Genomic DNA, 12,968 nt, shown 5'->3' with positions numbered 1-12,968 from the left:
CCCAGCTTTTTTAGTTTCTGACTAGAATGTGTTGAACATTCACAAATAATCTTTTCGCGTCCACAAATTGAACCCTTTATTTTTAACCTAACTACCCTACCTATTTCTATCCGAGTATCTCATGAGCTTGCTAACTGCTGGTGTGTTTATCTTTTTATTAATTGCGCTCAGCGCCCTTGTCTCCAGCTCCGAGCTAGCACTAGCCTCCGCCCGAAAAATCAAACTACAAGTGATGGCCAAAGAAGGCGAAGTGCGCGCGCTTGATGTTCTCAATATGCAAGAGCATCCTGGCAGCTTTATTACTGTGGTACAGATCGCGCTCAATGCGGTGGCCATTTTGGCAGGTGTTATCGGTGAATCAGCCATCAGTCCTTATTTAGAGCGTCTATTCGGTCATGAAGCGCTCGCCTCTGTTGTGTCATTTATCATCATCACCAGTGTCTTTGTGCTGTTTGCCGACCTGATGCCCAAACGTCTCGCCATGTCCAACTCTGAACCGATTGCTATCAAAGTTGTGCGGCCAATGATTTTTTTAATTTTTATATTAAAGCCGATTATTTGGGTCTTTGATGGTGCAGCGAACCTGATTTTTAATTTATTGGGTATATCGACTGTCCGTCAGGATGAGATGACGTCAGAGGATATCTACGCAGTGATGGATGCTGGTGCAGAAGCTGGGGTGATTAAACATCAAGAGCATCATTTGATCGAGAATATCTTTGAGATGCAAGAGCGCACGGTGACCTCAGTGATGAATCCACGCGAACACATCGTCTACTTTGATACCAAGGTCAGTACGGAGCAAGTGGTTGAGGTCATGATCAAACAACCACATAATAAATTTTTGGTCTGCCATGACGATGATCTAGAGCATATCATTGGCTATGTGGAGTCACGAAGTTTTTTAGCCTTAGTGCTTAACCAACAAGAGGTCAGCTTAACCAACAAAGCCTTATTAAAACCGGCGCTGTTTGTGCCTGATACTTTATCTTTGTTTGAAGTGTTAGAGATGTTTAAATCAACCGGTGCTGACTTTGCCGTTATCATTAACGAGTATGCGTTGGTCGTTGGAGTAATTACCTTAAAAGACGTCATGAGTATTGTCATGGGCGAGCTGGTCACCCTAGAAGATCAGCCCATTGTTCAGCGTACTGATAACTCTTGGCTCATTGACGGCATGACCCCAATCGAAGATGTGATTCGCTCACTTGGCATTGTCAATCTACCGCACAGCCAGAACTACGAAACGATCAGTGGTTTTATGGTGTATATGCTACGCAAAATTCCAAAGAAAACTGACAGCATCGAATATGCCAATTATCGCTTTGAAATTCTTGCGACTAATAACCTCAAAATTAACCAGCTATTAGTGACTAAGCTCGAAGAAGTGGCTTAATCGGCTCAACATGCACTAACCTCTACTACCAAATATGGCGGTGCCGACTCTCACCATGGTTGAGCCATTGGCAATCGCCTCTGCCATATCATCACTCATGCCCATACTAAGCGTATCCCAGCCAGTTAATTCTGGATGGTCACGCTTGATAGCTTCAAATAATTGCTTGGTGCGGCTAAAAGCATCAGTGTTGGTTTTAGCAGGGATAATCATCAGTCCACGCAATTGCAGACGCTCATAACCTTTCATTGTGGTTATCAATTCCGGTAACTGCGCTGGCAAACACCCTGACTTGCTGTCTTCATTATCAATATTGAGTTGAATCAGAACGTTCAATGGCGGCAACTCGCTTGGACGTTGCTCATTCAGACGCTTCGCAATGATGTCGCGCTCAACCGTTTGTACCCAATCAAAATGCTCGGCAATATCACGCGTCTTATTACGTTGAATACTACCAATATAATGCCAAACAACAGACTCGCCTATTGCTTGAGATTTTAGAGTACTGATTTTTTCGATAGCTTCTTGCAGATAGTTTTCACCGAAGTGGCGTTGTCCTTGCTCAGCTAAAGTAGCAATCATCTCGGCAGGCTTGGTCTTAGAAACCGCAAGTAAAATGACCTCGTCTGATGCGGTATCTTTGGCTTGTTCACTTGCCTGCATCACTTGTCGTGTGACCTGCTGCCAGTTATCAATAAGGCTTAATTTATCAAAATTATTTTCAGTATCTTTCATATACAGCTCACAAGGATAAATGGTTCGATTATTTGTTTTGATTTTTATTGATCGCGCTATTTAAAGATTTCATGAAAATTTTGCCATGAGCAAAATTTACACAATAAATAAATGACTGTCTAATTTTACATTTTCTTAGCCTAGTAGATGGTTAAATGCCAAGAGTCTTGTTATGATATTGTTACATGGTTTAACATATACTGCTAAAAATAATAGTAATAGTAACAACCATAGCCCAGCTCATCGCTAAATAACTGATCTAGCAGAGGATGATTGGTAAGGTTATCGTTTACAGCCTGCTGCTATGCTCTTTTTGTCTTACCCTTATTCATTGATAGGAATGCCTGATTATGGCTGAAAAAAACAATCTAAGCATCGAAGATCTGCTGCGCTTTACGGTCAAACATAAGGCATCAGATCTACATATTTCAGCCGGTATGCCAGCGATGATTCGGGTCGACGGTGAGATGACACGCATCAATATGCCAACGATGACGCATCAAGTCGTGCATCAGCTGATTTATGACATCATGAATGATAAGCAGCGTGCTGACTTTGAAGAGTTTTATGAGACGGATTTTTCTTTCGAGATTCCCAACTTAGCGCGTTTTCGGGTCAACGCTTTTAACCAAAATCGCGGTGCAGGCGCTGTCTTTCGTACCATTCCTTCCAAAGTACTGACTATGGAAGACTTGGGTATGGGCGAAGTATTCAAGCGTGTATCAGATCTCAAACGTGGCGTCGTCCTAGTGACAGGTCCAACAGGCTCAGGTAAATCAACGACTCTTGCTGCTATGATTGATTATATCAATGAAACCCGTAAAGAGCATATTTTGACCATCGAAGACCCGATTGAATTTGTCCACGAATCTAAAAAAAGTCTGGTTAACCAACGTGAAGTACACCGTGATACCTTAGGTTTCGAGCCAGCGCTACGTTCAGCACTGCGTGAAGATCCTGATATTATCCTTGTTGGTGAGCTACGTGACCTTGAGACCATTCGTCTGGCCTTGACTGCTGCTGAGACCGGTCACTTAGTTTTTGGCACCCTACACACCAGCTCAGCGGCTAAGACCATTGACCGCGTGATCGACGTATTCCCTGCAGCGGAAAAAGATATGATTCGTGCCATGCTGTCGGAGTCGCTACAAGCGGTCATCTCACAGACTCTATTGCGTCGTCAAACTGGTGGACGAATTGCCGCGCATGAGATTATGCTGGGTACGCCAGCGATTCGTAACTTGATTCGTGAGAATAAAATTGCCCAGATGTACTCGGCTATCCAGACAGGTGCCGGTGATGGCATGATTACTCTAGATCAAACGCTTAAAAATCTTGTGACAAAAGGCACGATCAGCAAAGACGTTGCTCGTCCTTATGCCAAGCAGCCTGATGCATTTTTATAGCAGTGCTGATTTGATCAGAGCTCCTAACTACTACTAATAGCCAGTGACTTTTTTATATACCTTTTTATACACGTTATTTATTTTTAATAGTCATGATTATTGATCTTTAAAAATGGACTTTAGACAATTTTTAATCGATTTACATCGAATGTAGGTAAGATATGGATATTGATAAACTGTTACAGTTAATGATCAATAAAAACGGCTCCGACCTTTTTATTACCGCTGATGTAGCGCCTTCCATGAAAATAAATGGGAAAATTCTACCCGTTGGTAAGACGCCCCTGAGCGCTGAGCAAACCATGCTATTGGTCAAAGGGGTAATGACGCCAAGTCAACAAAAAGAGTTTAAAGAGACAAATGAATGTCAATTCGCCATTACTGATGAAGCACAGCAAGCACGCTTTCGAGTCAGTGCCTTTGTACAGCGCGATATGGCGGGCATGATTTTACGGAAAATTGAGAATAAAATTCCAACCGTTGAAGAACTACGATTGCCGCCAGCATTGAAGGAGCTGGCCATGAAAAAACGCGGTATTATTTTATTGGTTGGCGCAACTGGCACCGGTAAATCAACCACTCTGGCTTCCATGATCGGTCATCGCAATCAAAACTCTCATGGTCATATTATTACTATCGAAGACCCGATTGAATTTGTTCATAAACACCGTGGTTGTATCATTACTCAGCGTGAAGTTGGTATAGACACCCACTCTTTTGAGGCGGGTCTAAAAAACACCTTGCGCCAAGCACCAGATGTTATTTTGATTGGTGAAATTCGTAACCGCGAGGTCATGAGTTATGCGATCCAATATGCAGAGACTGGTCATTTGGTATTCGCCACCTTGCACGCCAACAATGCCAACCAAGCAATTGACCGTATTATTCACTTTTTTGAAACCAGTCGCCACAATCAGTTATTTATGGATTTGTCGCTTAACTTACAGGCCATTATCGCCCAGCAATTGATTCCAACCCCAGACGGTAAAGGTCGGCGGGCAGCCATTGAGATTTTGCTAAACTCACAGCTGATCAGTGACTATATCCGTAAAGGCGAAGTCCACGAAATCAAAGATGTCATGACGCGCTCCCGTGATAGTGGCATGCAAACCTTTGACCAAGCGCTCTTTGATTTATATGAACAAGGCGAAATCACTTATAAAGAAGCCATTCTCCACGCTGACTCTCCTAATGACTTACGTCTCAAAATTAAACTGAGCAGTAAAAATGGTACGGCTAATTTAGACGAAGGTGCTGATAGCTTATCGTTGGATGTCAGCTAATCTGTAGCAAGTAAGCAAGTCACACAATAAAAACAGCCCTCATGATTGAGGGCTGTTTTTATTGTGATACCGCTGCTGTCTGCAAAAATAAATACTCTTAAGGCTATTATTTTGCGCTGTCGCGACATTCTTGATTGTTACAAATGCCGTACAACACCAGAGAATGACCCGATAGCTTAAAGCCATGCTCGGCGGCTACCTTGAGTTGTTGTTCTTCGATAATCTCGTTATGGAATTCGATAATCTTGCCGCAAACATCACAAACCAAATGATCATGATGCTCTGCCTGAGTGATCTCAAACACAGATAGATTGTTCTCAAAGTTATGGCGCTCAACAATACCTGCTTGTTCAAACTGCGTCAGTACTCGGTAGACGGTCGCCAGTCCCACATCTTCACCTTGTTCAATCAGTGCTTTGTACACCTCTTCTGCACTCATATGATGAAGCTCTGCGCACTCAAGCAACTCTAAAATTTTGATACGCGGTAACGTTACCTTTAATCCTGCTTTACGTAAATCTTGATTGGTAAAAGAAGCCATAATATCCCTTCTGACTGTTAAGTCTTAGCAAATAAAAACTAAAAAATATGAGGTAAATAATCGCCAGTGATTATTATTAATTAAATACTAAAGATCCAAATCTCAGTAGCCCAGCTTGTCTTGCATAAATTTTTAGCGTGGTTAAGGTATATAGATCTCACCGCAAGTCTATGAATTTAAAATATAAATAATCCAATGCCTTAGGTAGTGTTTGGTAAATAATGTCGTAAGTGGTAGGCAATTGCAAGTAAATGACGTATCATTTGTCCAAGATTGTCGGCAAGACCAGCACCAACACCCCTTGACCGTACCTAATCCATTTTTTATGAGTCATCTTACCATGATAAAGACATTAAATTTTCGTCCGTTAAGCCGTGCAAGTACATTACGCAAGATTGTCATGACCGGTATGCTTAGTGCCTCGGTTGTGATGTCTGGCTGCTCATTACTGAGTGTTTATAAAATTGATTTGCCTCAAGGGACAGCCATTACCCAAGTGCAAGCTCAAAAATTGCAAGTGGGCATGAATCAAAACCAAGTCCTCTATATTTTGGGTAGCCCAGCGATTAAAGACACGCTGGAGCCTAAACGTTGGGACTATATTTATGATTACAAAGCAGGCACAGAAGGCAGCCGTAAAGGCATCGCTGATGTCAAAAATGCCAGCCAGCATTTGGTTATTTACTTTGATGACAACGGCTTAGTCAGTCGCATCGAAGGCATTGAAACCCTTCCTGCTCAATAAATCTGATTATAAGTTTATGCTTAATGATTGTTAGGGTGTGTCTTCGTTTCAAAATAGCAGACTTAATAATGCTTAAGCTAAATAACAGTCCGGCTAAACCGTTAACTTCGAGACTTAGTTTTGCGCTGAGACATAGGATCAGCGCTTAAGCTGCGATAGACTTCTATTCGGTCGAACGGCTGCAATGGATAACTGAGCGGCTGCTTTTGGGCATATATCCCTACATGCCAACGCTTAGCTGCTGGCGTTGGCACTTGTTCCACTTCCTCACACCACCTTGCTAATGCTGGAAATTTCATCAACCAGCCTGCTTGCGCGAGTGCCTCGTACAAAGTAGTCCCTTCAGCGACTGATAACGTCAAATAATGCTGACGCTGCGCCTCTTCAGCATACGCCAGATAGACCGTCATTAGCTTACCCACTGTATCACCCAACCTATCAACGCCAATAATAGCGCCACTGGTACAACCAAACGTATCGCTATCCGCCATAGATTATAGAACGCTTCATTGCCAAAGTTTAGAGACTTGCGCAAATGACTGATCTTCATCTGCCAACCGGCGAAGATGGACAACAACAATACCGCGATACTACTGATAATAACCAATAGACCTACCAGCCATATAGTGGGTATGGCGATGACTAGTACCAGTGCTACCGAAAAAGTGACCACTAAGCTGACCAACAGCCCAAACTTATGCGCTAACTGCTGTACGCTATAATGTAGCAAATAGCTGGCCACAAACAACACCCCTAGCCAATATACCAGCTGTCCGATCGGTGGTAATGCCATACCACTGATAAATAATGCCACAATCCCAACCAACAATTGCACTATCCAGATGGGCAATACCAATTTGCTCGCACGATATTCTTGATTGGCACGAGTGCGTGCTGGTTTTTGTGCATTGATATTATTCACATCTACCGCTGTGACGACTTGCTTGGTTGATAAGTGTTGACCGAACCAATATAGCCCTGTACCTGCCCCCACACTGACCAACGCTAAAGCAACCGCGCGCGCCCATTCACCTAAGCTGATACCAGTCATCGCAAAATTAATATTTGGCAAACCATTTGCCACGCCTAGCACCAAACCTACTAGCATTAAACCTAAACCAATCGGTAAAGGCGTAACACCGAGTAAGCTCAATAAGATAGCAATGACCATCAATCCCGCAGCGATCGCAAAGCTGGGGACGTCAGGTGCACTATTAAGGTCAGTAAGTGCCGATACAATACCAGTGCTAGCACCTGATATAACTAGCGCAGCAATAACAATCGAAACCAGCGCTGCCAACCAACCAAAGCTGCGCCATAATGGACTGGCATCAGCCTCACGAGTGAGTTTCTGCATACCTGCGAACGGCGCATCGACACTACGATAGGCGAGCGCAATCTCGGCATATACCACGGGCAGTGATACTAGGACCATCGCCAAGAGCCAAAGCAACCAAAAGTCGATTTCACCAATGGCTGCAGGTGCAAACCAGCGAAACAATAATAGTGGTAACAGCGCTGCGATAAAATAAGAAGCATAGCGGGTCATCATAATCTAAATCCAAACGATCTAAAGTGAATAACGATAATTAATAATTATACAGACCAAGCAAAAGCATCTGTAGGTAGGCTTATAATCGTCTATATAATATAAAGGTATGTACAATATAAGGGACTGGCAGTTATAAAAAAACCCCGAAATCGGGGTTTAATAACTAAATAATGACTGACACGTAATCAGCGGCTTAATGGCAGTGTGCTATAAAGCAAACGCTGAAAATGCTTGCACTTAGTGAACAGCACTCACATAATCTGCCAAAATACGGATATCGCGATCTGATAGCTTAGAGGCTACCGTCTGCATCATACCTTTTTCGCCTTCTTTTGCCGCATCATTGGCACGTTTTTGATCATCGCTATCGATGTCATCTTCACGTCCAGCTGCACGGAACAGTTTTAGCTGAGTGGCGATATATTGAGAGTGTTGTCCACCTAAACGTGGAAACGCTGCCCATGTATTACCAGCCGCATCTGGACCATGACAACCTGCACAGCCAATAATGCCACGAGATTTGTCACCACCTAAAAACAGCTTGGTCGCTTCTTGGTTGGTTGCCGGATTACCGAAGCCAACTCCCCAAGGCGCTTGGCTAGCATAATAGCCTGCCACATTGGCCAAATCTTGCTGTGATAAGTTCGCCACTTGCGACTGCATAATACCGTTCTTACGGTAACCGGCTTTAAAGTTGACCAACTGTTTATAGAGATACTTAACATTTTGGCCGCCCAAATTAGGCTGAGCAGGAACCACACTGACACCGTCAACACCATGACAAGCAGCACAGACTGTTTCTGCAATTTGCTTACCAGCGTTAACGTCATATTCGGGAACAACAATAGCAGCTTGTACGCTGAAACTTGCAACGCATAAGCTGGCAGCAGCGATTAACTTTTTCATTGATACAAATCCTACTAACTCGGCGTAAGTATTATTTAGAGTGATTGCATCGACAAGCACATTGATATACGTCGCGCTACTATATAGCGAAGTCAGCATATATTTTATGGGTTGGTCACAAACAGTCTGAAAGTACTTACTAACATCAGGGTTTATTTTGGATTATTATAGCAAGACTTTATAGTATTTGCCTACTTAATCGTAGTAACCGCTGGTTTTTCTATTAGCGCTACTATAGGATGCTGCTTGAAAAACAAAAAGCGCATGAAGTGAGTGCTTCAAGCGCTTTATTTCTTTTATCTAAAATTTTGATCCAGCAGCTGTTATTTACTCATGTAGTCAATCAGTTTACGGTAATCATCATTGCTACAGTTATCACAAAGTCCGCCAGCTGGCATCTGTGTCATACCACTTTTGACTGAGTTAATCAGGGCTGGCATGCCTTTTTGTTGTATTAGCTGCTGCCACTTAGCACTGTCGCCTTTTTTGATAGCATTCAACGCGCCACTATCGTGACAAGCTGCACATGAATTGTCATAGGTGGTGGCAATATCAGCAGCACTGGCGCTGGTTGTCATGGCTGTCGTTAGGACAAGCGCTGCACCACTGCCAATTAGTAGACGGCCAGTTTTGGTAAAAAGTGTGGTGATTGCAGACATAGGGCACCTCCTTAATTTTTTCGTACGCTTAATTAGATACCAACTTAATTAAATACTATAATAAACGTTTTTCATTAAACATTGTAACAATATATGTCAATTTAGTATACATGAATCGAGTTTGACTTTAGTAACGCTTTTTTATGCGAGGAAAACTTTCGCTAAGCGCTACTACACTTTAATGGTATGCTGTCATTTATATAAGACTAATCACCGTAATTTCAATAAGTAAGACGGTTAATAGTATAGAATAGTCACTGGTTTAAAACAGCGATTGTTGTCAGCAAGAGCCACTCGTATTCTATCTATTTAATGCGTCGCTTTGATGATTAGCCAACCACCAATTCTCACTACCGTATCCAATTTTTTGCAGATTAATGAGCCATTTATGAGTACCCCGTTTACAGATGTCGCCGCCGAACATGCGGTGTTTAATACCAAATCGCGCCAACGAATTCAGCAAACTGAGTTTATGACGTCAGCGCCTACTTTTCGCCTTTGTCCGCCTGATGTCGGGTTAGAGGTTGCTTTTGCAGGACGCTCAAACGCGGGTAAGTCCTCGGCCATTAATGCATTGACCAATCAGCGGCAGTTGGCGCGCTCGTCCAAGACCCCTGGTCGTACGCAGATGATTAACTTTTTTAGTATTGGCGACAAGCACAGACGTCTGGTTGATTTGCCAGGCTATGGTTATGCTGCCGTGCCGCTGGAAATGAAAAAAGAATGGCAGGTCGAGTTGGAAGAATATTTGGTATCGCGCTCAAGCCTAGCAGGCTTAGTGCTGATGACAGATATTCGTCATCCGCTCAAATTCTTTGATGAGCAAATGCTATTTTGGGCCAAAGAAGGTGAGCTACCCGTCCATATTTTGCTGACTAAAGCAGATAAATTGAAGTATGGTGCTTCTAAAAACGCCTTACTCAATACCCGTAAAAGACTGAAAGAGTTAGGTCTTAAATGTACCATTCAGTTATTTTCAGCCTTGAGGAAAGAAGGCCTCGATGAATTGGCTGGTGTGATGGGGAATTGGTACGATTACCAGCTTAATGACAACAAAATCATTGAATCCTCTTTTAATCTGCTTGATGATGACCCGCTCGAAGAAGAAGAAGAAGAAGAATTGCTCGAAGATAACGAACAGTCTGATAGTGGTCAGCCTGCTAATGAACAACCTAATGATGAATCGCCAACTGATAGGTAGATAGCAAGCCATTAGTTAGTAGCATTTTATAAAAATTGATAAAAAAAAGGGTTTATCGCTAATAGTGATAAACCCTTTTTTATTGTCATTTATCTGTCTGCTCTGAGTCTAGCCACACAACAGCTCAGCTAACGCTTGCGGTGTGTCAACTTGATAAGTAGGTAGCTGGGCAGCCAACTCAGCGCTGGACGCTGTCCCGTAGTTAACAGCAATACTAGTCATGCCAAGTTTATTTGCCATTTGAATATCATAAATACTATCACCGATAAATACGGCGTCAGATACTGGCTGCTGCGTATGATTCAAGATATCCGTCAGCATCTGCGGATCAGGCTTTGAACCTGACTCATCGGCACAGCGGGTAATATCAAAATAATCATGACTTGCCGAAGCATCCAGTACGCGATCCAGTCCACGCCGCTTTTTGCCGGTTGCAACAGCAAGCTTACGACCCTGCTGTTGTAAAGTCTTTAGCATGGTTTCTGTAGGGGCAAAGAACGGTGTGCGGTGGCTGTTTGGAATATAATAGTCAGCGTAGCTTTGTTGAATGGCAAGCTTTTGCGCGTCACTGGCCTGCGGATACAAAATCTCAATACCATTCATCAGGCTAAGACCAATGATGTCTTTGACGGCTTGATCGGTGGTTTGAAAGCCATGTGCCTCTCCTGCCACATGCATGGACTCAACAATCAGACCGATTGAATCCATCAACGTACCATCCCAATCAAAAATAACTAGCGTCTTGTCGGCTAAGCGATGATCAGACTGTTTATTCATGAGTTTGCCTTATTAAATGGTGCGCATTTATTACAGATGCTAAAACGTCACGCCGACTTATTGGTAGAAATAAATAAGTGAGCATGACGTTTAGGATCGATACTTAATACCAGCTAAAATGTAACCTGAAACACGAGAGATTCAAGCTTATTCAGGCAATTTGGTTTGCTCTGGCAGCCAGTCAACCATCTCATCGGGCAATGGTGCCGTGATAGTTTTATAACCAGGAATGTCTAAGCGCCATGCATGCAAGCACAGACGATGCACGCCAGACTTATCATGGACGTTATACTTACTGTCCCCTAGGATAGCATGACCAATATGAGCCAAATGCACACGAATTTGATGGGTACGACCCGTCAGTGGCTTAGCTTCTATCAAGCTGACTGGTTGACCGGCAATCATAAAACGTTCATGGACAATAATATCTGTCTGGCTTTCTTTAGATTGTGCGTCCTGAGCCTCTACTTTAACGCGGCGCTCACCGCTATCAAGTGTGTAGCGAAGCAATGGCGCATCGATACGTTGCTCATTCAGGGCGGGTTGTCCTTTGGCAATACATAGATAATGTTTTTGAATAGTCTTATCGACCAAATGCTGCTGCAATGTCTTTAGCGCTGAGCGTTTCTTAGAAATCATCAGCAGACCTGAGGTATCTTTGTCGATACGATGGATCAACTCTAGATACTTTTTACCAGTCACTTCACGCATGGCTTCGATGACGCCAAAATCAAGACCACTGCCACCATGTACTGCAATGCCAGAAGGCTTATTAAGCACCAGCAGGCCATCATCTTCGTAGACCACACGTGCTAATAGGCTTTTAGCAAACTCGGTGCTGATGATGGGCTTTTCGCGGGTGGCGAGTACCACTGGCGCGATACGTACCACGTCTTCACGCTGTAATCTATCGTGGGCTTTACAACGCTTGTTATTGACTCGAATCTCATCTGAGCGAATCATTTTATAGATATGCGGTTTTGGCAAACCTTTTAGGCGGTTCAGCAAAAAGTTATCCAAGCGCTGGTCGTGCTGATGGCGAGTGACTTCAAGGTAGTTAACCTTTCCAAAGTTACTAATCTCATCGTCGGCGCTTTGCGGACGGGTTTTGCTATTAAAAATAGCAGGAGCTTCATGGGTAGTTGCGTCGTCAGTCATTTTGGAGTTTGTCATTTTTAGTTAGGTATTTACACAAAGATTTGTTATAGTTTAACATGTTGAGCGCCAATTAAGCAGAGGTTGCGGCAATAATCCTTATTGTCTCAAACGACCGGTCGTCATCTTTACTACTTGCTAGTAACGAGGCATGCCTTGTTCCTCAAGCTAATTTTGCACGCATCATCTAATTTTTAGGACTAAATGCCAAGTAATACACGGCGTAGCGTCCAATAAGCGGTATTTATACCAAACATAATTGCTTCGATAATAGTGACAAACAAGTTCGTTTATCGAGCGATAGCAGTACACAACTACTCATTTAACGCACGACCACGACTTGATTTTTAATCATATTAGGCAAGCGCAGTTGAGCAAGTGACGGTAGTCCGATATTAAGAGTTTAGAGCTGCCTGAATATTGGCGGTCAAACAGATAAAATAGATGCATTATAAAAGAGATATACCCAACCGAGCTAATGAGCCGGTTACCTATTCTGTTTGCCAAGTACGCCCCGCTGAGCAACAGCGCAGTGGCACTCTTAAAATCAGATACCAAAATATATAGATGTTATAAGTTAAAATAATAGATAAAACAATTGAATTGATTTGA

Annotated in this window: 13 protein-coding genes; 5 read left to right on the top strand and 8 right to left on the bottom strand. The window is 43.0% G+C overall.

Annotated features, from left to right (window positions below; translation table 11 throughout):
* Positions 1–121 precede the first annotated feature (121 nt).
* Entirely contained in the window at positions 122–1,396 is a 1,275-nt protein-coding gene (locus tag ACMFL8_RS01785) for a hemolysin family protein (RefSeq protein ID WP_010195738.1), read from the top strand.
* A 15-nt stretch (positions 1,397–1,411) separates the two neighbouring features.
* Here the strand turns inward: ACMFL8_RS01785 and ACMFL8_RS01780 are convergent, their stop codons facing one another.
* Positions 1,412–2,131, bottom strand: a complete 720-nt coding sequence (locus tag ACMFL8_RS01780) for a YggS family pyridoxal phosphate-dependent enzyme (RefSeq protein ID WP_413189929.1) — start codon at positions 2,129–2,131, stop codon at positions 1,412–1,414.
* A gap of 350 nt (positions 2,132–2,481) precedes the next feature.
* Between ACMFL8_RS01780 and ACMFL8_RS01775 the strand changes: the two genes are divergently transcribed.
* Both ACMFL8_RS01775 and ACMFL8_RS01770 read left to right on the top strand, forming a co-directional pair.
* Positions 2,482–3,537: a type IV pilus twitching motility protein PilT gene (locus tag ACMFL8_RS01775; RefSeq protein ID WP_010195743.1), complete on the top strand. Its 1,056-nt coding sequence runs from the start codon at positions 2,482–2,484 to the stop codon at positions 3,535–3,537.
* A 161-nt stretch (positions 3,538–3,698) separates the two neighbouring features.
* The gene (locus ACMFL8_RS01770) at positions 3,699–4,820 is read left to right on the top strand and encodes a PilT/PilU family type 4a pilus ATPase (RefSeq protein ID WP_189582949.1); all 1,122 of its coding nucleotides are present in this window, start codon (positions 3,699–3,701) and stop codon (positions 4,818–4,820) included.
* 106 nt (positions 4,821–4,926) lie between these two features.
* Here ACMFL8_RS01770 and fur read toward each other — a convergent pair whose 3' ends face one another.
* A complete protein-coding gene (gene fur, locus ACMFL8_RS01765; protein ID WP_189582952.1) occupies positions 4,927–5,361 on the bottom strand; it encodes a ferric iron uptake transcriptional regulator in 435 nt (144 codons plus the stop codon).
* Between the two features lie 325 nt (positions 5,362–5,686).
* Between fur and ACMFL8_RS01760 the strand changes: the two genes are divergently transcribed.
* The gene (locus ACMFL8_RS01760) at positions 5,687–6,106 is read left to right on the top strand and encodes an outer membrane protein assembly factor BamE (RefSeq protein ID WP_051000695.1); all 420 of its coding nucleotides are present in this window, start codon (positions 5,687–5,689) and stop codon (positions 6,104–6,106) included.
* A gap of 101 nt (positions 6,107–6,207) precedes the next feature.
* Here ACMFL8_RS01760 and ACMFL8_RS01755 read toward each other — a convergent pair whose 3' ends face one another.
* The 4 genes from ACMFL8_RS01755 to ACMFL8_RS01740 all read right to left on the bottom strand — a co-directional run bounded on the left by ACMFL8_RS01755 (position 6,208) and on the right by ACMFL8_RS01740 (position 9,223).
* A complete protein-coding gene (locus ACMFL8_RS01755; protein WP_227676144.1) occupies positions 6,208–6,528 on the bottom strand; it encodes an RnfH family protein in 321 nt (106 codons plus the stop codon).
* The gene (locus ACMFL8_RS01750; RefSeq protein WP_189582954.1) at positions 6,516–7,658 is read right to left on the bottom strand and encodes a hypothetical protein; all 1,143 of its coding nucleotides are present in this window, start codon (positions 7,656–7,658) and stop codon (positions 6,516–6,518) included. The genes ACMFL8_RS01755 and ACMFL8_RS01750 overlap by 13 nt, the downstream gene beginning before the upstream one ends.
* A gap of 237 nt (positions 7,659–7,895) precedes the next feature.
* Entirely contained in the window at positions 7,896–8,564 is a 669-nt protein-coding gene (locus ACMFL8_RS01745; protein WP_010195758.1) for a c-type cytochrome, read from the bottom strand.
* A gap of 323 nt (positions 8,565–8,887) precedes the next feature.
* Positions 8,888–9,223 (bottom strand): c-type cytochrome, encoded by a 336-nt coding sequence (locus ACMFL8_RS01740; protein ID WP_210541090.1) that lies wholly within the window; start codon positions 9,221–9,223, stop codon positions 8,888–8,890.
* 388 nt (positions 9,224–9,611) lie between these two features.
* Between ACMFL8_RS01740 and yihA the strand changes: the two genes are divergently transcribed.
* Positions 9,612–10,424 carry a ribosome biogenesis GTP-binding protein YihA/YsxC gene (yihA, locus tag ACMFL8_RS01735; RefSeq protein ID WP_413189928.1) on the top strand — a complete coding sequence of 271 codons (813 nt, stop codon included), beginning with the start codon at positions 9,612–9,614 and terminating at the stop codon, positions 10,422–10,424.
* Positions 10,425–10,532: 108 nt separating this feature from the next.
* Here the strand turns inward: yihA and ACMFL8_RS01730 are convergent, their stop codons facing one another.
* Both ACMFL8_RS01730 and ACMFL8_RS01725 read right to left on the bottom strand, forming a co-directional pair.
* Positions 10,533–11,201, bottom strand: coding sequence for an HAD-IA family hydrolase (locus ACMFL8_RS01730; protein WP_413189927.1), 669 nt, complete (start codon positions 11,199–11,201; stop codon positions 10,533–10,535).
* A 147-nt stretch (positions 11,202–11,348) separates the two neighbouring features.
* Positions 11,349–12,359, bottom strand: a complete 1,011-nt coding sequence (locus ACMFL8_RS01725) for an RluA family pseudouridine synthase (protein ID WP_201592646.1) — start codon at positions 12,357–12,359, stop codon at positions 11,349–11,351.
* Positions 12,360–12,968: the final 609 nt, after the last annotated feature.

It is taken from the genome of Psychrobacter sp. AT9, assembly GCF_047272965.1.
Classification (GTDB): Bacteria; Pseudomonadota; Gammaproteobacteria; order Pseudomonadales; family Moraxellaceae; genus Psychrobacter; species Psychrobacter glaciei.
The sequence above is the reverse complement of the archived record's forward strand: the minus strand, read 5'-3'. Positions and strand labels throughout refer to the sequence as shown.